Source organism: Paraburkholderia dipogonis (assembly GCF_046027395.1).
GTDB lineage: Bacteria > Pseudomonadota > Gammaproteobacteria > Burkholderiales > Burkholderiaceae > Paraburkholderia > Paraburkholderia dipogonis_A.
Genome location: NZ_JAQQEG010000001.1, coordinates 242585 through 261322, shown reverse-complemented (window position 1 = coordinate 261322; position 18738 = coordinate 242585). Strand labels below are relative to the sequence as shown.

At 64.2% G+C, this 18738-nt stretch carries 19 protein-coding genes; 10 read left to right on the top strand and 9 right to left on the bottom strand.

What is annotated here, in order from left to right:
• Positions 1 to 24: 24 nt before the first annotated feature.
• The 4 genes from PQR32_RS01170 to PQR32_RS01155 all read left to right on the top strand — a co-directional run bounded on the left by PQR32_RS01170 (position 25) and on the right by PQR32_RS01155 (position 2355).
• Positions 25 to 771 carry a GntR family transcriptional regulator gene (locus PQR32_RS01170; RefSeq protein ID WP_408221752.1) on the top strand — a complete coding sequence of 249 codons (747 nt, stop codon included), beginning with the start codon at positions 25 to 27 and terminating at the stop codon, positions 769 to 771.
• Positions 768 to 1658 carry a sulfite exporter TauE/SafE family protein gene (locus tag PQR32_RS01165; RefSeq protein ID WP_408221751.1) on the top strand — a complete coding sequence of 297 codons (891 nt, stop codon included), beginning with the start codon at positions 768 to 770 and terminating at the stop codon, positions 1656 to 1658. Before PQR32_RS01170 ends, PQR32_RS01165 begins: the two co-directional genes overlap by 4 nt.
• Complete coding sequence (locus tag PQR32_RS01160) at positions 1655 to 1978, top strand: DUF1634 domain-containing protein (RefSeq protein ID WP_408221750.1); 324 nt, start codon at positions 1655 to 1657, stop codon at positions 1976 to 1978. Before PQR32_RS01165 ends, PQR32_RS01160 begins: the two co-directional genes overlap by 4 nt.
• A 110-nt stretch (positions 1979 to 2088) precedes the next feature.
• Entirely contained in the window at positions 2089 to 2355 is a 267-nt protein-coding gene (locus tag PQR32_RS01155; protein ID WP_408221749.1) for a hypothetical protein, read from the top strand.
• A 48-nt stretch (positions 2356 to 2403) separates the two neighbouring features.
• On the opposite strand, the gene PQR32_RS01150 is transcribed toward PQR32_RS01155, so the two are convergent.
• The 6 genes from PQR32_RS01150 to PQR32_RS01125 form a co-directional block, all read right to left on the bottom strand.
• The gene (locus PQR32_RS01150; RefSeq protein WP_408221748.1) at positions 2404 to 3759 is read right to left on the bottom strand and encodes an ATP-binding protein; all 1356 of its coding nucleotides are present in this window, start codon (positions 3757 to 3759) and stop codon (positions 2404 to 2406) included.
• On the bottom strand, positions 3756 to 4469 hold the full coding sequence (locus PQR32_RS01145; protein WP_408221747.1) for a response regulator: 714 nt from the start codon (positions 4467 to 4469) through the stop codon (positions 3756 to 3758). The genes PQR32_RS01150 and PQR32_RS01145 overlap by 4 nt, the downstream gene beginning before the upstream one ends.
• A gap of 21 nt (positions 4470 to 4490) precedes the next feature.
• Complete coding sequence (locus PQR32_RS01140; RefSeq protein WP_408221746.1) at positions 4491 to 7622, bottom strand: efflux RND transporter permease subunit; 3132 nt, start codon at positions 7620 to 7622, stop codon at positions 4491 to 4493.
• Positions 7619 to 8713: an efflux RND transporter periplasmic adaptor subunit gene (locus PQR32_RS01135; RefSeq protein WP_408221745.1), complete on the bottom strand. Its 1095-nt coding sequence runs from the start codon at positions 8711 to 8713 to the stop codon at positions 7619 to 7621. The genes PQR32_RS01140 and PQR32_RS01135 overlap by 4 nt, the downstream gene beginning before the upstream one ends.
• 4 nt (positions 8714 to 8717) lie before the next feature.
• Entirely contained in the window at positions 8718 to 10289 is a 1572-nt protein-coding gene (locus PQR32_RS01130) for an efflux transporter outer membrane subunit (protein ID WP_408221744.1), read from the bottom strand.
• Between the two features lie 113 nt (positions 10290 to 10402).
• Complete coding sequence (locus PQR32_RS01125; RefSeq protein ID WP_408221743.1) at positions 10403 to 10693, bottom strand: EF-hand domain-containing protein; 291 nt, start codon at positions 10691 to 10693, stop codon at positions 10403 to 10405.
• A gap of 397 nt (positions 10694 to 11090) precedes the next feature.
• Between PQR32_RS01125 and PQR32_RS01120 the strand changes: the two genes are divergently transcribed.
• Together PQR32_RS01120 and PQR32_RS01115 are read left to right on the top strand one after the other, a co-directional pair.
• Positions 11091 to 11426 (top strand): hypothetical protein, encoded by a 336-nt coding sequence (locus PQR32_RS01120; protein WP_408221742.1) that lies wholly within the window; start codon positions 11091 to 11093, stop codon positions 11424 to 11426.
• Between the two features lie 374 nt (positions 11427 to 11800).
• The gene (locus tag PQR32_RS01115) at positions 11801 to 12046 is read left to right on the top strand and encodes a hypothetical protein (RefSeq protein ID WP_408221741.1); all 246 of its coding nucleotides are present in this window, start codon (positions 11801 to 11803) and stop codon (positions 12044 to 12046) included.
• Positions 12047 to 12094: 48 nt separating this feature from the next.
• Here the strand turns inward: PQR32_RS01115 and PQR32_RS01110 are convergent, their stop codons facing one another.
• Together PQR32_RS01110 and PQR32_RS01105 are read right to left on the bottom strand one after the other, a co-directional pair.
• Entirely contained in the window at positions 12095 to 13345 is a 1251-nt protein-coding gene (locus tag PQR32_RS01110) for an arsenic transporter (RefSeq protein ID WP_408221740.1), read from the bottom strand.
• A gap of 132 nt (positions 13346 to 13477) precedes the next feature.
• Positions 13478 to 14503 carry a GGDEF domain-containing protein gene (locus tag PQR32_RS01105; RefSeq protein WP_408221739.1) on the bottom strand — a complete coding sequence of 342 codons (1026 nt, stop codon included), beginning with the start codon at positions 14501 to 14503 and terminating at the stop codon, positions 13478 to 13480.
• 208 nt (positions 14504 to 14711) lie between these two features.
• Here PQR32_RS01105 and PQR32_RS01100 point away from each other — a divergent pair, with 208 nt between their 5' ends.
• From PQR32_RS01100 to PQR32_RS01090, 3 genes are all read left to right on the top strand, one after another.
• A complete protein-coding gene (locus tag PQR32_RS01100) occupies positions 14712 to 15266 on the top strand; it encodes a cytochrome b (RefSeq protein ID WP_408221738.1) in 555 nt (184 codons plus the stop codon).
• 88 nt (positions 15267 to 15354) lie between these two features.
• Positions 15355 to 15930, top strand: coding sequence for a YceI family protein (locus tag PQR32_RS01095; protein ID WP_408221737.1), 576 nt, complete (start codon positions 15355 to 15357; stop codon positions 15928 to 15930).
• Between the two features lie 45 nt (positions 15931 to 15975).
• Entirely contained in the window at positions 15976 to 16554 is a 579-nt protein-coding gene (locus PQR32_RS01090) for a YceI family protein (RefSeq protein ID WP_408221736.1), read from the top strand.
• Between the two features lie 105 nt (positions 16555 to 16659).
• Here PQR32_RS01090 and PQR32_RS01085 read toward each other — a convergent pair whose 3' ends face one another.
• Positions 16660 to 17643: a serine-rich family protein gene (locus PQR32_RS01085; protein WP_408221735.1), complete on the bottom strand. Its 984-nt coding sequence runs from the start codon at positions 17641 to 17643 to the stop codon at positions 16660 to 16662.
• A 434-nt stretch (positions 17644 to 18077) separates the two neighbouring features.
• Between PQR32_RS01085 and PQR32_RS01080 the strand changes: the two genes are divergently transcribed.
• Positions 18078 to 18683 (top strand): hypothetical protein, encoded by a 606-nt coding sequence (locus tag PQR32_RS01080; RefSeq protein ID WP_408221951.1) that lies wholly within the window; start codon positions 18078 to 18080, stop codon positions 18681 to 18683.
• Positions 18684 to 18738 lie beyond the last annotated feature (55 nt).

The window sequence follows — 18738 nt, the reverse complement described above, 5'->3', positions numbered from 1 at the left end:
CATCATGACGTCATGATGTCTCACATGACCACCGACCGCAGCAACCAGCTCCCGCTCTACGCCCAAGTCGAAGCCACCCTCGCCGCGCGCATCGCCGACGGCACCTATCCGCCGGGCACCCAGCTACCCAACGAAGCCAGCCTGCTCGCCAGCTTCAACATCAGCCGCACCACCCTGCAGAAGACGGTGCAGAACCTGATCGCGCGCGGCCTGATCGAAATCCGCCGTGGCAAAGGCACCTTCGTCTCGCAACCGCGTCTGACCCAGCCGCTCACCGAACTGAGCGGCTTCGTCGAAGATATGCGCGCGCACGGCCGTCATCCGACCGCCCGGCTGGTCGGCAAGCAGATCGAAAAGGCCAGCGAAGCGGTGGCCGGCAAGCTGTCGCTCGAGCCCGGCACGCCGGTCGTGCACATCCGGCGCGTGCGCATCGCCGACGGCACGCCGCTCTCGTTCGACGAAACCTGGCTGCCGCAAGACATCGGCGAAAAGATCATGGAAGACGATCTGGAGGCCGAGCCGATCTTTACGCTGCTCGAGCAGAAGTACGGCATGCCGCTGATCGAGGCGGAGTACCGCCTCGAAGCAATCGCCGCCGACAAAGCCGTGGCGCGGGCGCTCGACATCGCGCCCGGCAGTCCGATCTTCCTGATCGAGCGCACCTCGTATGGCGACGGCAACCGTCCCGTCGACTACGAAAAGCTCTACTACCGCGGCGACCAGATCCAGTTCGTGACCCGCCTCGCGCGGCGCAGGCCGCGCGGCCAATGACGGGCGCGGCGGCGATGGATCTGCACTACACGTTATGGCTGTTCGCGGTGTCGCTCGGCGCGAGCGCGCTGGGCGGCATGCTCGGCATGGCGAGCGGCATTTTCATCGTGCCGGTCCTGACCATGTTCGGCCACGTCGATATCCACGTCGCGATCGGCGCCAGCATCGTGTCGGTGATCGCCTGTTCGTGCGGCGGCGCGGCGCCCTTCCTGCGCGGACGCCTGACCAACGTCCGGCTCGCGCTCGTGCTGGAAACGGCGACCACGCTCGGCGCGTTGTCCGGCGTGCTGCTGAGCGGGCTGATTCCCGTGCCTGTGCTGTACTTCATCTTCGCCGTAATCCTGCTGTTGTCGGCGCAGCAAATGCTCGCGCGGCGCACCGATCCGGCGACCGCCGCCGCGGCCGCCGACATGCCCGTCGCCGACTCATGGGGCACCTCGTTGCGGCTGGATTCGAGCTATCCGGACCGCGCGCTCGGACGCGACGTCGCGTACCGTGTGCAGCGCGTGCCGCTGGGCTTGTCGCTGATGGTCGGCGCGGGTCTGATTTCGGCGCTGCTCGGCATCGGCAGCGGCGTCCTCAAGATTCCCGCGATGGATACCGCCCTGCGGCTGCCGATCAAGGTCTCGTCGGCGACCTCGAACTTCATGATCGGCGTGACGGCGGCGGCGAGCGCCGGCGCGTACTTCCTGAAGGGCGAGATCGTCACTGCAATCGCCGGTCCGGTGGCCTTGGGCTCGGTGGCCGGCGCGCTGCTCGGCGCGCGGCTGCTCATGCGCGCCTCCAACGACAGACTGCGCGTGCTGTTCGTCACGGTGCTCGCGGTACTTGCCGTGCAGATGCTGCTCGAAGCATTCAACGTGCAACTGTTCGGAGCGTCGGCATGAGCCGTTTCGCGCGCGCCGGCGCGCGGCTCGAGCACTGGCTGGCGGCGCTGCTGCATTACGGCACGTGGGTCGCGACGTGCACGATCGCGCTCGGTCTCGCCATCGCCCTGGCCGCCGCGCGGACCCAGAGCGCTGGTCAATCGACGTCGGTCGGGATGTCTGTCGTGACCGCCGGCATCGCGCTTTTTATCCTGCTGCCGGTAATGCGGCTTATATTGATGTTAGGCGTGTTCCTGCATCAACGGGATTACCGGTTCAGCGCGATTGCCGCACTCGTGCTGGCGATCGTGGCCGCGGGATTGGTGGTCGGCGCGGCGTGAAATGCGCGGCACGCATGCGCCCTGGTATGATGCCCATCGAGCGCCCCTTTCGTGGAGTTCGGTTCACCGGTGCTCCTCACGCTGCTTGTCCTTTCGTCACGAGAACCATCATGCCCGTCCAACCCGACAAAGTCCCCACTGCCAGCACCACGCCGGACAAGGCCCCGCGCAAGGTCATGCCCATCGCCGCGCGCAATCTTCTGATGGTGGCCGTCGGCATCGTGGTCTTCGCGGTCGTGGCGACCGTCGTGCTTTACGGTCCGATTACGTACGGCGACGAGATTCCGAATTTCGGCATCATCCTCATGCTGACCGTTCCGGTGATCGCGGGCGTGGCGTTCCGGGTCGGGCTGGATGCGTGGTTCGACCGGAAGTGAACGAAGAACGCGCAATAGCGGGACGACGCCTCGCAGCATCATCCACGTCTAACGCGTCGAGGCGCTAAGGGGCAACACCACACACACCTCCAGCCCGCCACCCTCGCGCGCATGAAACTCCAGACTGCCGGCATGCAGTCGCGCGATTCGCTCGACGATCGCCAGTCCCAAACCGGTGCCGCCGCTATGCGAACGCGCATTGCGGCCGCGCTGAAACGGTGCTTTCAGTTGCTCCAACTCTTGCGCTGAAAGACCTTTGCCGCGATCGCCGACCGCGACATACACCGCCTCGCCCGTCGCCCAGCTTCGCACCGCCAGTCCGGTCCCGCCGTACACGATCGCGTTCTGCATCAGGTTCATCAGCAGCCGCATCATGCTGATCGGCCGGTACGGCACAGCGGGCAAATTCGCGAGCGACAGCTCGAACTCGTGCCCCAGCCCCGCGAAATCGCCCGCCAGCCGTTCGATCAACGCATTCAGATCGCCGGGCTCGGGCTGTTCGCGCTCACCGCTGCCCGCGTAATCCATGAACTGCTGCAAGATCGTTTCGATCTGGTCCAGATACGATTCGGCGGCGACCACGAAGCTGCTGTCGCTGCCGTTGGGCATGGCCATGGCCATCGAAAGGCGCAGCTTGGTGAGCGGCGTGCGGATGTCGTGCGAGATGCCGGCGAGCATCAGCGCGCGCGTCGCCTCGGCCTGCTGCAACGCCTGCGTCATCTGATTGAAGGCGCCGCTCACCGCGGCGATTTCGGTGGGGCCGTCGGTCGGCAATGGCGCAGGCGTTTCGCCGGCGCTCACGCGGCGCGCCGCCCGCGTCAGTTGCTGGAGCGGCTGGTTCAGGTGGCGCTGGATCACGTAACCGGTCAACGCCGCCAGCGCGCCGAGTCCGAGCGACAGCACGATCGCGGCGTCGAGTCCGTTACCCTGCGCGTCTTCGGGAATCGGCAGCGCGATCCAGTACGGCGCTTGCGGGGCGTCGGCCGGCGCGTGCATGCGGATCCACAGGCGCTGGCCGCCCACCAATTGCCAACGCGTCGGCATGTCAGCGGGCAGATGCGCGCGCAAGCTCTCGAGAAAGACGTTGCGCTGATAGGTGCGATACGCGCGTATGAGATTCGGCGGCGGCGCGGCGGCCGCTTCGTCCGGCGCCTGCGCGCGAGCGTCGAGACGCGCCGTCAATCCTTGACGCGCGTTGGGCGGCGTGGCGGCGAGCAGGTTGTCGAGCGTGGTCACATAAGTGGCGAACACCGCCGCCGCGCGCTCGACGCGCGGCCGCTGCACATAATGCAGCAACACGGCGAGCGAGCACACCTGGCTCAGCATCACGAGCGCAATCAGCAGCGCGATATTGCGCGCCAGCAGGGTTCTGGGCAGCGCCCTTTGCAGCAGCGAGCGCGTCATGAGTCGACGTCCGCGACCAGCATGTAGCCGACACCCCACACGGTCTTGATGAAGCGCGGCTTGGACGGATCGTCCTCGACGATCTGCCTGAGCCGCAGCACCTGCACGTCGATGCTGCGATCGAGCGCATCGTGCTCGCGGCCCCGCGCGCGCGCCAGCAGATTGTCGCGGCTCACCGGCCGGTTCGGCGACGACGCCAGCGCGACCAGCAGCAGCATCTGCGCCGAGTGAATGTCCAGCAACTCGTCCGCGCGCGACAGCTGTTGTTTGGCGACGTCGAGCGAGAAATCGCCGAAGCGCACGCTTTGCGAGGTCACGGTGACCTCGCCCGAGGCGATCTTCTGGCGGCGCAGCAGCGCATTGATACGCGCCACCAGCTCGCGCGGCAGGAACGGTTTGGCGAGATAGTCGTCGGCGCCGGTTTCGAGGCCGACCACCCGGTCGAGCGGATCGCCCTTCGCGGTCAGCATCAGGATCGGCAAGGTCTGGCCCTGCTCACGCAAACGGGCGCAGATGGCGAGGCCGTCCTCTTCGCCGATCATCAGATCGAGCACGAGCAGATCGAACGGCTCGCGCTCCAGATAGCGGTCGAGACGCTTGCCGTCCTCGGCGACTCGCACGTCGAAGCCGTGGCCGCGCAGAAAGCGCTGCAGCATGTTGCGCAATTCGACTTCGTCGTCGAGCACGATGATTTTGGCGGGGCGATCCATGCGAAGGCTCCTCGATTCAGGCTAGGCGTCGGGCGACTTTTGCCGCGCCGCGTGCCGCTCGGCCAGGCGCTGCAACAGCACGTAGAACGACGGAATGAACAGCACGGCGATACAGGTGGAAGCGAGCATCCCCGAAAATACCGCAATCCCGAGCGAACGGCGCGCGCTCGCGCTCGCGCCGGTGGCGATCACGAGCGGCACCACGCCGAGAATAAACGCGAACGAGGTCATCATGATCGGCCGGAACCGCAGGCGCGCGGCTTCGATCGCAGCCTTGGCGATGCTGACGCCCCGCGCGCGCAGGTGCCGCGCGAATTCCACGATCAGGATCGCGTTCTTCGCCGACAGCGCGATCAGCAGCACGAGACCGATCTGCGTGTACAGATTGTTGGCGGCACCGAGCGCGGCGAGCGTGCCGGCCGTGCCGAGCAACGCCAATGGCACCGCCAGCACCACGGCAACGGGCAACAGCCAGCTTTCGTATTGCGCGGCCAGCACGCAGAACACCAGCAACACGCCCACGGCAAACACCCAGTACGCGGAATTGCCGACCAGTTTCTCCTGATACGACATCGCGGTCCACTCGTAGCCGATGCCCGCCGGCAGAATGCGCGCGGCTTCCTGCTCGAACGCGGCGATCGCGTCGCCCGTGCTGTAGCCCGCCGCCGGATTGCCGTTGATGGCCGCGGCCGGCGCGAGGTTGTACAGCGTCGCCACTGCCGGGCCGACACTCGCATGCGCATCGATGAACGTGCCCAACTCGACCATATGGCCGCTATTGCTGCGAATCTGCAGGCGGCGAATGTCGTCGGTTTCACGGCGGAATGCGCCGTCGGCCTGAACGAACACCGGGAACGTATGGTTGAAGGTCGTGAACTGGTTCACGTAGCTCGACCCGACGTAGTCCTGCAGCAGATCGAACACATTGCCGACCGGCACTTGCAACGACTCCGCCTTGGCGCGATCGAGCGTAAGTTCGACGGTCGGCACCGACGCGCGGAACGGGCTGAACACGCGCTGCAATTCGGGCCGCTTCGACACGCTCGCGATCAAGGCATCGGTGGCGTCCTGCAGACGCTGATAGTTCTGCGAGCCGTCGGTCAGCATGACCTGCATCTGCACGCCGCCGCTGTTGCCGAGGCCCTGGATCGGCGGCGGCACGATCACCACGGAGCGGATATCGGGCAGCTTCGCCAGCTCGCTATTCATGCGCAGATAGAGCGAGCGCAGGTCTTCGCCTTTGCCGCGCTTGCTCCAGTCGTCGAGCGTCACGTAGATCAGTGCGGAATTCGGCAGCGAGGCATTGTTATCCAAAGGCGAGATGCCGCCGATCGACACCACGTGGCTCACGCCCGGAATCGCGCCGATACGTTTCTCGATCTGCGTGCTCGCCTCGCGCGTGCGGCCAAGCGAAGCGGCGTCGGCGAGTTGCGCGGCGATCAGCACATAGCCTTGGTCTTCGAGCGGAATGAAGCTGGTGGGGATGCGCGTCAGCAGGAAAGCGGAGCCCGCGCCGAGTACCAGCGCGAGTGTGAGCGCGAGCCCGCAACGCGCGACGAACCACGAAACCACCCGCACGTAGCCCTTTTCGACGCGAGCGTAACCCTTGTCGAACACGCGATACACGATATTCGGCGTGGCCGGCCGCGCGTGCCGCAGCCAGCGCACGCTTTGCACCGGCTTCAGCGTGACCGCGTTGATCGCGCTGATCACTGTCGTTGCGACAACCACCAAGGCAAATTGACGATACATCTGCCCGGTCACGCCACCGAGAAACGCCGACGGCAGAAACACGGAGATCAACACAAGCGTGATGCCGACGATCGGCCCGAGCAATTCATGCATCGCGTCGATGGCGGCCTGCTTCGGCGTCTTGCCCTGCTCGATATGCTGCGTGATGCCTTCGACCACCACGATCGCATCGTCCACCACGATGCCGATGGCCAGCACGATCGCGAACAAGGTCAGCAGGTTGATCGAGAAGCCGAGCATATAGATCGCGCCGAACGTGCCGATGATGGTCACCGGAATCGTCGTGGCCGGCACCAGCATCGCGCGCCAGTTCTGCAAAAACAGCAGGATCACCGCGAGCACGAGCAAGGCCGCTTCGAACAGCGTCTTGTACACGTCGATCACCGATTGCCGCACGAAGGTGGTCGTATCGAACGGCAGCTGGTAGCTGACGCCCTTCGGCATGTCTTTCGCGAGACGCGCCATGGTCGCCTTCACCGCATTGCCGACTTCCAGCGCATTCGCTTCGGGTAACTGATAAATGGCGATGCCCGCCGCCGGCTTGCCGTCGAGATTGAAGAACTGCCCGTAACTCGACGAGCCGAGCTCGGTGTGCCCCACATCGCGAATCCGCACGAAATGGCCGCCGTTGTCCGGATCGGCCTTGACGATGATGTCGTCGAATTCGTGCGGGTCGGAGAGCGCGCCGTGCATCGTCACCGTGAGCTGGAACGCCTGGCCACCCGAGTTCGGCTCGGAACCGAGCTGGCCCGCGCTCACGTCCTTGCTCTGGCTCTGGATCGCCGACATCACGTCGGCGGCGGTCAGATTGCGCTCGCTCAGCTTCTGCGGATCGAGCCACACGCGCATGCTGTACTGCCCGGTGCCGAACACGGTCACGTCGCCTACGCCCGGCAAACGCGCGAGCGTGTCGCGCAGATAGATCACCGCGTAGTTGCTCAGAAACAGTGAATCGTATTTCGGATCCGGCGATTGCAGCGTGTAGAGCTGCAGGATCGCGGTCGAGCGCTTGCGCACGGTCACGCCCTGCTGCTGCACCGCCTGCGGCAGTTGCGCGGTCGCCGCCGACACGCGGTTTTGCACCAGCACCTGCGCCTTGTCGACATCCGTGCCGACGGCGAAGGTGACCGTGAGCGTATAGGTGCCGTCGTTGGTGCTGGTCGACTGCATGTAGAGTGCGTTTTCCACGCCGTTGACCTGCGTTTCGATCGGCAGCGCTACGCGGTCGATCAGCGTCGCGGCGCTGGCGCCGGGAAAGCGCGCCACCACTTGCACGGTCGGCGGCGTGATGGGCGGATATTGCGCGATCGGCAGATTGATCAGCGCCACGGCGCCGAGCAACATCACGATCAGCGCGATCACATTGGCGAGGACCGGCCGCTCGACGAAGAAGCGGATCATGACTGGCCTTGCGTCGCGGCGGACGCCACCTGCACCTTGGTGCCCGGCGCGACCGCCAGCGCGCCGCCCGTCACGACCCGGTCGTCGGCGTTCAGGCCCGACGTGATCGCACGCAGCGAGCCGAACAGCCCGCCGGTCACCACCGCGCGTTTCTCGATCACATTCGCGCCGTTCACGACCAGCAAGAAGGCGCCGGCCTGCTCGCGCAACAACGCGGTATCGGGCACCAGCAACACGTTTTGCGGCGCGCCGGCGGGAATATGCACTTCGACCGACATGCCCGGAATCAGATGCGCGTCCGGATTGGCGATGTCGGCGCGCAGCCTGATCGCGCCACTGTTGGAATCGACCCGCGTATCGACGAATTCGAGCGCGGCGTCCTCGCCCTTGCCGGCCGGCGCGCCGAGCACGTTCACCCGCACCGTGCGCGGTGGCTTCGTGAACAGGCCGATGCGGTTCGCGTCGCGTTCGTTCAGCGTGAAATTCACGTACACCGGCTGGATGCGATCCAGCGTGGCGAGTTTCGTGGAATCGGACGCGCCCACCAGATTGCCGACGTCGAACGAACGCGCGCCGATGCGTCCCGCGAACGGCGCGCGAATCTCCGTATAGCCGAGATTGATGCGCGACATATCGCGTTTGGCGAGCGCCTGGTCGCGCGTGGTCTGCGCTTTCTGCAACGACGACTCAGAGGTCGCGTTGTCGGACGTGAGCTGCTTCTGGCGTGTCAATTCCTGTTCGGCGTTGACGAGTTCGGCCTGGTCGTAGGTGAGCTGCGCGCGGTATGTGTCCGGCTCGATGCGGAACAGCAACTGCCCCTGCTTGACGTTGGCGCCGTCGCTGAAACCGATTTCCTTCAGCATGCCCTGCACGCGCGCCACCAGTGTGACGGTGGCCGAAGGCGCAACCGTGCCGCTCAAGTCGAGTTGCTCACGCACCTCGCGCGGTTGCGGCCGCATCACGCTGACTTGCGGCAAGGGCGCATTCTGGGTGGCCGGCACGTTGCCGTCGCGGCAAGCGGCCAGCGCCATGCCAAGCACGATGCAAATCCCCACCCCGACACGTCTGGTTATCGGGCTCTTATCTGCCATGTTCTTATTTCCCATTCTCCGGCTCGCCTCCGCTCGCGCGCGCCAACGCGGAATTCGCAGGCGGGTTCAACAAGCGGCCCCAATCCGTGCGCCGCGCCATCTGTTCGGCAATCTGTTCGCTCACCACCTGCTGCCCTTGCGCCACTTCCCAGCCTCCGCCGAGCGAGCGATACAGCGCCACCGCGGCAATCGCCGCAAGCCCCTGGTTTTGCGCGAGCGAATCGCCGTCGCGCAGCACGGAACGAGAGGCGTCGAGCACCGTGTCGTAAGTGACCGAGCCCGAGCGATACTGCGCATTGGCGAGCCGCAGCGCACGCTGTGACGCATCCGACGCACGCGAAGACGCGGCCAGCGCGTCGAGCGAGGTGCGCAGTCCGGCAATCGCGTCTTCCACTTCTTTCTGTGCTTGCAGCACCGTGCCCTGATAGTCGAGCACGGCCTCCTGAAAAGTCGCGTCCTGAATCCGCACGGCGTTTTTCAGTTGGCCGCGATCGAGGATCGGCAGCGTAATGCCGGCGGAAAAGAGACCGATGGTCTTGCTGCCCCATTGGGACAGCCCAATGCCGTGCTGTTCGCCCGACGACAGCCCGAACAGGCCCGTCAACGACAAGGACGGATACAGCTTGGCCTTCGCCGCGCCGATCAGCGCCGATTGCGCCGCCGCGTTGAGCGCGGCCTGGCGCACATCGGGCCGGCGCCGCAGCAGATCGGCGGGAATGCCGACATCGATCTGCGTCGGCGGCACGGGGATCGCGCTGCTGCCTTTGAGTTGCGCGTCGACGGCGTCGGGCGGATCGGCGAGCAACACAGCAAGCGTGTCGCGGTCCTGCGCGCGCGCCTTGATGAGCGGTGGAATCTGCGCCTCGGTTTCGGCCACCAGGGTGGCGGCCTGTTCGACATCGAGCTGGCTCGACGCGCCGCGTTTGTAGCGCGCCTGGGTCAGCGCGAGACTCTGCTGGACCGCCTTCAGGTTCTGCTGCGCGACGGCGATGCGTTGTTCGAGTGCACGCAGATCGATATAGGCATTGGCGACGTCGCCGAATAGCGACACCAGCGCGTTGTCATACGCGGCTTCCGACACGCGCAATTGCGCGCGATCCGATTCGATCTGCCGGCGATATTTGCCCCAGAAGTCGATCTCCCAGCCGGCGTTCACGCGCAAATGTTCGGCCCACAGATGGGTCGGCGGAATCGGACCGACGCCGCTCGTGTTGATGTGGTCAGCGCCCACGGACACGCTGCCCGACTGCGGCAGCAGATTCTCCGCGCTGGTCGCGAGTTGCGCGCGCGCCTTGAAGATGTGCAGGCCGGCCACTTGCAGCGACAGGTTGCGCTCATACGCGCGCTGCTCCAGCGCGGTGAGCACGGGATCGTTGAACGCGGTCCACCAGGCGGCTTGCGCGGCAGGCGTGGCATGCGCCTCACCGGGCAAACTTTCGAGCCACTGGTTTTCGAGCGTCGCTTCCGGTTGTTTGAAATCCGGGCCGACGCTCACGCAACCGCTGAGCGCCGCACTGATCGATACAACGATCGACGCGCCGGCGATGCGCAGATGGCGGGACGTGGCAGGTTTCATCGCGCGTTTTTATTGGTTTCAGAGGACGGCTGATGGTTCGGCAGGACGGCTCGCGCGCTGGCGGCACACTGCGCCGCGCCACGGCTTCATGGTCCCGCCGATGCCCGCGCGGCTCAGTGCGCTGCCCCGCGTTCCTGCATGAATGCCTCGATCTGCGCCAGGGTGATGTAGCCCGCCTTCTGCGTATCGATCTCGTCGAAGTGCTTGGCGACCATCGGCATGCCCGCGGCGGCCTGCTCCTTGGTGAGCTTGCCGTCGTGCGTGGTATTGGCATTCGCAAAGCGCGATTGCAATTGCTGGACCATGCGCTCCATGCGCTGCGGGTTGCCGCCTTGAGGCGCGGTTTGAGCAAACGTGACGGTGGATGCGCAGCACAGCAACACGATAGCGATCAACTTCTTCATGACTGACTCCTTCGATTGAGCCACCGAACGTCGCCTGCCGTTTGCCGCGATCCGTTCCGATGACAGGCCGAATTCTTGAGGAAGCGCCGCCCGAAGGCAACGTCAGAATCATGTCGACTTATGTCATGGCTTTCGTGGCATCGCCACGAGCTGCCACGTGTGCCGCCACCGCAAATGCAGCATGCGCTCCATACACATGCGCGCCGCAACACCGCCGCGGCGTGACATCGAATGAAATGAGTTTGCGATGCCGTTTTCACGGCGCTTTGCGTATCTTTCGTCTGCCGGCGCCATCAGCGCCTCGTCGCAACGGCTGAGCTCTCACGTCACCCGAGCCGGCCGGCCCGCCTCTTCAGCCGAAGACGCATCGCATTGCTCAACGCATCAGGAGTACCAATTGACTATCCGTCTCGTCTACGCCTCAACTGTCACCGCCATCGGCCTCGCCTGTTCGTCGACGGCATTCGCCCGTGTGGTCGTCTATCTGCCCGCCGCCGTGGTCTACGCACCGCCGCCGCGCCCGGTCTACTACTCCGTGCCGGTCAATCCCGTGTATGTGGTGGCGCCCCCGCCGGCTCCCCTTCCCTTGGCCGTTCCGGTCGCGGCCACCGTGACAGCGCCGAAGCCCGTTCCCCTGTACACCACCGTCGTCGTACCGGCGCCAACCAACTACGCGATCGTGCCCGCGCCCGCCGTGACCTACGCCCAGCCCGTCATGATGATGCCGCGTTAGGCGCGCTCTGCGTTTTATCAGCCGATGTGCTGATTACAACAAAAGCCGTTGAACCAGCATAGGACATGCCGTTCGCGAGAACGCCTGGTGAATTCCCGTTGTCCTTAAGAAGGTCCGGCGGCGTGCTGCGGAGCGCGAGTCCCTGTTGCAAAACTCCGAACGGACCCTTGGAATAAAGCGGTGGGTTTCGCGGTTATAGAGGGAGGCCAAACGCAGCGCGATTGCGTTCCAGCGGGTGCGGAAGATCGCTTGCTGAATGTCGTTTGTCACGTGGCGCATGTCCATTCGTGGGACATGTCTGTCCAACCATCGGACTCGCGAGCGGCTTCCCGGACAGGTGTCGGGCAAGTCACCACCCTTTTGGGAAACATCAGATGAACTACCAGGAACTCGACAAGGAGATCGCCCACCTCGAACGGGTATTCGGGATGATCTCCACCAACGATCGCATTCCCCTGTCCTATTGGCACAATCGCCTGCAAAATTTGCCCAGGCCGACGTTGATGCCGATACAGCGCGCGCGCATCGCGCGGCTCGAGGAGACGCTGCGTTCGCTGAAAGAAGCGAACGAAGCGTCGTTCGCCGCAGCGCCGCTGCGTCCCACCGGTACGCGGTGGTAACGCGGCGACCTGGAACCCGCCGCCATCCTCGAAGCTGGATTCACGCCTTCAACCGGTCAGAATCCGTGCGCCGAGCGCCAGCACGAGCGCCGGCAACATCACCAGCGCGCCCACCTTCAGAAACTTCATGAAGCTCACGTCTTCGCCCTCGCGGCGAATCGCGTTGAGCCAGAGGATCGTTGCGAGTGAACCGGTGATAGACAGGTTCGGACCGAGGTCGACGCCGATCAGCAGCGCGTCGATCACACGCTCCGGACTGTGCGCCTGCATCACGGTCGAACTGGCGATCAGACCCGCCGGCAAGTTGTTCATCAGATTGCTGCCGAGCGCGATGACGGTGCCCGCCCAGCCCGCCGTGGCCAGTTCGTGCTGTTGCGCGGCGCGCTGCGTGAGTTGGGCCGCCGCCGTGATCACGCCGGTGTGATCCAGCATTTCGACGAGCACGAACAGCGCGGCGACCAGCGGCAGCACGCTCCACGAGATTTCGCGGATCATCGGCAGCGGCGATTTGCGCTCCTGAATCAGCACGACCAGCGCAGTCAGTGCGCCGAGTATCGCGGTTGGCATGCCGAGCGGAACATCGAACGCGGAGACCGTCAGCAGCACGACGGCCGTCACCGCGATGCCCGCGAGCGCCACGCGGCCGCTCGACGACAGCTCGACCGGTTCGAGATTCGCCTCGCAGGCGCCGGCGAGCGCGTCGCGCTGGGTCCAGCGCAGCATCACGTAGGTCGCGACGATCGACAGCAGCGACGGCAGCGTGAAGCGCATCAGCCAGGCGCCGAGTGCGGGCGTGTGATTGCCGTACAGCACGATGTTGGCCGGATTCGAGATCGGCAGCACGAAGCTCGCCGCGTTGGCGATGAACGCGCAGACGAACAGCAAGGGCAGCGGATGCGTCTTCGCCTTTTTGGCGGCGGCGAACACGGCCGGCGTGAGGACGACGGCGGTGGCGTCGTTCGAAAGAAACGCGGTGATCGCCACGCCGACCAGGTAGACCAGCAGGAAGAGCTTGCGCGGCGAACCCTGGGCATGATTGACCGCGAGCACGGCGACCCAGTCGAACAGGCCTTCGCGACGGCCCACTTCCGACAGCAGCATCATGCCGAAGAGGAACAGATAGACGTCGGTGCCCTTGCCGATCGCCTCGAGCGCCAGATGGACCGGCAACAGCCCGAGCGAGACCAGCAGCAGCGCGCCGGCCACGGCCCACACGGCTTCGGGCCATTTGAACGGCCGCGTGATGACGCCCGCCGTGGCGGCGGCGGCGATACCCCAAGACAGGAAAACGGAATTCACTAAGCGAGCCCTGGATGATTGGTGACGCGCGAGCGCGATGTCCGGCATGGCCGGGCGAGCGCACCGATGATGCGGCGGCCGCAGGCGCTCTTACAGCAAGTTACGCGCCCGTGGTTGTGCCGTTGCGCGTGCTCATCGCACGCGGTTCACCGCCGCAATGCAATCGCGGCCGTTGTCCTTCGCGTGGTAGAGCTGCGTATCCACCAGATTGACGAAGGCCACCGGATCGGCCGCCTCGGCCGGAATCGTGGTGCCGACGCCGAAGCTGGCGGTCACCGTTTGCCGGAACGGCGAGCGCTCATGCGCGATCTCTTCGGTCGCAATGCGGTCGCGGCAGCGCTCGGCCACCTGGCGGGCGGCGTCGGCGCCAGTGTTCGGCAGGATCAGCACGAACTCTTCGCCGCCGAAGCGGCCGACAAAGTCGCCCGGCCGAACCGCGCCGCTCAACACGCCGGCGACCCGCTTCAGGCACTCGTCGCCCTGCACGTGACCGTAGTAGTCGTTGTAGGACTTGAAGAAGTCGATATCGACCATGATCAACGAGAGCGGCGCCGCATGACGCAAAGCCGCGCTCCATTCGCGCTGCAAGCCGGCATCGAACGCGCGGCGATTGCCGACGCCCGTCAGGCCGTCCTTGAACGAGAGCGCCTCGAGTTCCCGTTGCAGCGCCGCGAGTTTCTCTTCGGTCTTCTTGCGCTCGCTGATATCGAACATGAAGCCGACCAGCGACTCCACATCGCCGCGCGCGTCGCGCACCACGTGCACCACGTCACGCAGCCAGACGTATTCGCCGCGGCTCGTCAACGCGCGATAGTCCGCTTCGTGATCGGTGCCCGCCTGCGATTGCGCGACACAGAATTCGACCACCTTCTCGCGGTCCTCGGGATGCATGCGCGCGGCCCAGTCCTGCACGGTTTTCCAGCTCGAGGGCGCCCAGCCCAGCAGGGCTTCGATCTGCGGGCCGATATAAGCGAACTCCATGGTCGCCCAATCGATCTTCCACGGAATCGCTTTCGTCGATTCGAGCAACGTGCGGTAGACAGCCGCGTCGTGCTCCATGTAGCCTTCCACCCCGGCTGCGGCAGGTGCCACGGGTGCCATCTCGTGCCGCAGAAAATCCGCGCCTGGCGCGATGTTGTTGTTTTCAATCCTGTTCATCGGTCTCAACTCTCCTGGCGGTTCAGCCGGCAAATTAACACAGCGGACGACCTCCCGGCCCATTACGGGCGCCGCGCCGTTTTATTCCAGCGACATTAGCGTCACGGATACAACAATCTGTTCCCTTCTCCCCGGCTATTCAGTTTTCATTGGCATCCCTATCATTCGCACTCACCTGCAATACCCGATAACCCAAGAACGTCAAAGTATGGATTCCAGCCCTGTCCGTTCAGACCGCTACCACGGCGCCGCCATAGCCTTGCACTGGCTGATCGCGGCGTTGATCATCTGCGGCTTCTATATCGGCTGGATCATGACCGATATCCCCGGATTCACGCCCACCAAGCTGAAGTATTTCTCCTGGCACAAGTGGATCGGCGTGACCGTGTTCATGCTTGCCGTGGCCCGCGTGCTGTGGCGCGCCACCCACCGCGCACCGGCGCTCGACAGCGCCACGCCCGCATGGCAGAAGGCCGCCGCGCATCTGGTGCACGGCGTGCTGTATGTGCTGATGCTGGCGATTCCGCTGTCCGGCTATTTCTATAGTTCCGCCGCAGGCATTCAGGTGGTGTATCTCGGCATCGTGCCGCTGCCTACCATCATCGGCCCGGATCAGGCGCTCAAGGCAAGCCTGCGCACTGTCCACGTGCTGCTCAATTACACGTTGCTTGCACTGGTTGCGATGCATGTGGCGGCAGCGCTCAAGCATCAATTCGTCGACCGCGACGGATTGCTGGCTCGAATGATTCCATTCCTCAAGTAACAGCCGGCGATTGGCTACGGCTTGTTGGCAATCTAATTCCCAGCGGTGTGCAATCAACGCGCGCGGGTTCGATAGGATGCGTACCACCATGAAATCAAACTTTTACCACTCCGTTCAACGTGTGACGCTCGCCGGCATCACGGCTTTGTCGCTGTTCGGCGCGAACCTCGCGCACGCCGATGTCGACACGAGCAAGAGCAGCGTGATCGCCACCACGAAACAGATGAACGTGCCCGTCGACGGCAAGTTCAAAAAGTTCTCGGCGCAACTGAATTTCGATCCGGCCAGGCCGACTGCCGGCAGCGCCAATGTCTCGATCGACACCAGCAGCTACGACCTCGGCGCCGAGGACTACAACAAGCAGGCCCAAGGCAAGGAATGGTTCGACAGCGCCACCTTCCCGGCCGCGACCTTCGTCTCGAGCGCGATCGCGCCGGCGGGCGGCAACCAGTACAAGATCACCGGCAAGCTCACCATCAAGGGCAAGTCGCAAACCGTCGTGGTGCCCGTCACCATCGCCAGCCAGGGCGCCACGCAAACCTTCGACGGCGCGTTGCCGATCAAGCGCTCGCAATTCGACGTCGGCACCGGCGAATGGAAAGACACGTCGGTGGTCGCCGATGAAGTCGTCATCAAATTTCACATCGTCGCTTCGAAGAAATAACTCGACACGAAGCGTCGCAACACTTTCTGAAACCTGGAGAACACCTTGAAGAAACAACTTTTGCTCGCCGCAGGCGCGCTGGCCACCGCATTGTCGTTCAACGCCATGGCAGCCGATACGTATCAGCTCGACCCGACGCACACCTACCCGAGCTTCGAAACCGATCACTTCGGCGGCCTGTCGATCTGGCGCGGCAAGTTCAAGAAGAGCAGCGGCACCGTGGTGCTGGATCGCGCGGCGAAGACCGGCACGGTCGACGTGACGATCGACATGAGCTCGGTGGATATCGGCAACGACAAGCTCGACGCCGAACTGGTCACGGACAAGTTCTTCGACGCCGCGAAGTATCCGACCGCGACCTACAAGGGCACGCAGATCCGCTTCGACGGCGACAAGCCGGTGGAAGTGATCGGCACGCTGACCATGCACGGCATCACCAAGCCGATCAATCTGAAGATCGAATCGTTCAAGTGCATCATGAATCCGATGCTTAAGCGTGAAGTGTGCGGCACGGAATCGACTGCGACGTTCAATCGCGACGACTTCGGCGTCGACTTCGGCAAGACCTACGGCTTCAAGATGCAGACCACGCTGCATATTCAGGCCGAAGGCATCAAGCAGTAAGCCCCTGCCTATCAGGCTTGCGTTTCGCGGTTGCGGCAACCGGTCCCTCGACCATCATGTCGCCGCAACCCGCCCCCTACTCTCCACGCCGTCCCGCGAACTCGCTCAGCCGCTCACCAGCGAGCGGAACGTGTCCACGCTTTCCGTGTAAGTCCCCGTCTGCCCATTCGATGTCACCGTAATGCCGACCGTCGACGCGTCTTTCGGCGTGATGGTCTCGATGGTATCGCTCGTCGACAACTGGATCACGCCGGCCTGCACGTTGCCGCCGCTGATCGTGACCGGCGTCGGCGTCGCGACGTTGAAGGCGATCACCGCGTCGGCCACGTTCACGCTGATGTTGCCGCTGGTAGTGAGCGTGTCCGTGACCGGATCCGTGCCGTGCACGCGCGAGTAATTCAGCGACGTGATCGTGATATTGCCGCTGATATTGCCCGAGCCCGCCGGCTGCGAGCGGCCGAGCGTCACCGTCGGCGCGCTGGCGGTGGTGGTGGTGACGCCCGTCTTCGCGTCGTAGCTCATGGTGAAGCTGACGGTGCCGTTCACCACGGTCGTGCTGTTCGCTGAAACCAGCGTCAACGCGTTGGCGGTTTCAACGGCCGTGTACGACCAGTCGTTCGACGCCTTGCCGACCACGCCCTGCGAGCTTTGAATCTGCACGCTCACCGTGCCGGTAATCGAGGCACTGTCCGATACGCCGGGCGCCTTCACCTGTCCCACGCATTGATTGAAGCTGACGGCGGCGGTTTCGCCGCTCTGCAGGCCGCTCGCGCCGGCGCTTTGCGTTGCCACGCTGATCGAACCGCCAACCGGACAGGCAGTCGTGCTATTGGGCGTACCGGCTGTGACACCGCTCACCAGCGACTGCACCACCGAGGTGTAAATCACCGCCACCCCAGGCCCGGACAGCATGCCGAACGCGCCGGCATAACGCGCGACATGCTCGCTTTGCACCGCCGAAGACAATTTCAGCACGTTGCTGCTGGTGCTGGCGCTACTGCCGCCCGAGCCACCGCATGCGCTCAGTAAAACCGTTGCGGCGACAACCACTGCGGCGCCGAACGATCGTGACGTTTGAGACGAAAACATAACTGCTCCAGATCCAGAAAAGCCGGTCGCGCACACCATCACGACACACGCAAAATGAAGCGCAACGCGCTCTTTTTATCAGACGAATCGACCCGTTTCTCGAGTGCCGTGTGCGTGGCAAACGGGTCTTCTGCGAGAGTCATTATCGAAGCACGCCGTTTGGTTCGATTCACCGAATAGCCCTTTAAAACAGGCCTATTCTGCGCACCATGTGCGATTCAATCGCCGGTTCGGCAGGATTTACAGGTCATAAATTCCGTTTTCTCCCGACCGCAAAACTTGAACGCGAAGAGTCGCCATAACTGCCCGCTATTCATGCATTTGAACCGCATGGTTAAACCGTAAAGTCGCCACACGGAAATAATCCTTGTCGGGGAGATGGTGCGGTGAAACGGGTAAAAAATGCGGCTGTGGTCGCGACGTTGGCGACGGTGATGGTGGGAGCAGCACAGGCGCAGGAGATTTATGTGCATGGCGGCACGCTCGGTGCGGGTGTCGGCGCCGCCTTGCCGCTGAATTCATGGGCAGGCGTGCATGCGGAACTGGAAGGCTTCGGGCTGTCGCATACGGTCCACGCCAACGACAACGAGTACGACGGCCACCTCAAACTCTTGCAGGGCGGCCTGTACCTCGATCTGTTCCCGTTCAGCTCCAGCGGCTTTCGCGTGACGGCCGGCGCACTCATCAACGACGACGAACTGAGCGCGCATGCCGTGCCGAACGCGCAAGGCAACTACAAGATCGGCGACGACTTCGTGCCGGCCGTGGGCGCCGCGCCCTCGGCCACGGTCACGCTGCCGCGCGTCATGCCTTACCTCGGCATTGGTTACGGCCATAAGCCGGTCTCGAAGGGCTTCGGGATGACGTTCGATCTCGGCGTGGCATACGGCCGCCCGCGCGCCTCATACAACGTGCCGGCGATCTATTCGATGTTCACGCCGCAGTCGAACATCGACGAGCAGGAACGCAAGATCAGCGACAAGGTAGAGCGATACAAGCTCTATCCGGTGCTGCAGATCGGGGTGAGCTACCGCTTCTGAGCGGTCCCTGGCCGGGCGGAGCAAGGTACTATTACGGTTTGGCCGTTGTCGTCGG

Bases quoted from the DNA above. Each gene is read 5' to 3' on its own strand.
- PQR32_RS01170 (WP_408221752.1), top strand. From the start codon at position 25: ATGACCACCGACCGCAGCAACCAGCTCCCGCTCTACGCCCAAGTCGAA.
- PQR32_RS01165 (WP_408221751.1), top strand. From the start codon at position 768: ATGACGGGCGCGGCGGCGATGGATCTGCACTACACGTTATGGCTGTTC.
- PQR32_RS01160 (WP_408221750.1), top strand. From the start codon at position 1,655: ATGAGCCGTTTCGCGCGCGCCGGCGCGCGGCTCGAGCACTGGCTGGCG.
- PQR32_RS01155 (WP_408221749.1), top strand. From the start codon at position 2,089: ATGCCCGTCCAACCCGACAAAGTCCCCACTGCCAGCACCACGCCGGAC.
- PQR32_RS01150 (WP_408221748.1), bottom strand. From the start codon at position 3,759: ATGACGCGCTCGCTGCTGCAAAGGGCGCTGCCCAGAACCCTGCTGGCG.
- PQR32_RS01145 (WP_408221747.1), bottom strand. From the start codon at position 4,469: ATGGATCGCCCCGCCAAAATCATCGTGCTCGACGACGAAGTCGAATTG.
- PQR32_RS01140 (WP_408221746.1), bottom strand. From the start codon at position 7,622: ATGATCCGCTTCTTCGTCGAGCGGCCGGTCCTCGCCAATGTGATCGCG.
- PQR32_RS01135 (WP_408221745.1), bottom strand. From the start codon at position 8,713: ATGGCAGATAAGAGCCCGATAACCAGACGTGTCGGGGTGGGGATTTGC.
- PQR32_RS01130 (WP_408221744.1), bottom strand. From the start codon at position 10,289: ATGAAACCTGCCACGTCCCGCCATCTGCGCATCGCCGGCGCGTCGATC.
- PQR32_RS01125 (WP_408221743.1), bottom strand. From the start codon at position 10,693: ATGAAGAAGTTGATCGCTATCGTGTTGCTGTGCTGCGCATCCACCGTC.
- PQR32_RS01115 (WP_408221741.1), top strand. From the start codon at position 11,801: ATGAACTACCAGGAACTCGACAAGGAGATCGCCCACCTCGAACGGGTA.
- PQR32_RS01105 (WP_408221739.1), bottom strand. From the start codon at position 14,503: ATGAACAGGATTGAAAACAACAACATCGCGCCAGGCGCGGATTTTCTG.
- PQR32_RS01100 (WP_408221738.1), top strand. From the start codon at position 14,712: ATGGATTCCAGCCCTGTCCGTTCAGACCGCTACCACGGCGCCGCCATA.
- PQR32_RS01095 (WP_408221737.1), top strand. From the start codon at position 15,355: ATGAAATCAAACTTTTACCACTCCGTTCAACGTGTGACGCTCGCCGGC.
- PQR32_RS01085 (WP_408221735.1), bottom strand. From the start codon at position 17,643: ATGTTTTCGTCTCAAACGTCACGATCGTTCGGCGCCGCAGTGGTTGTC.
- PQR32_RS01080 (WP_408221951.1), top strand. From the start codon at position 18,078: ATGGTGGGAGCAGCACAGGCGCAGGAGATTTATGTGCATGGCGGCACG.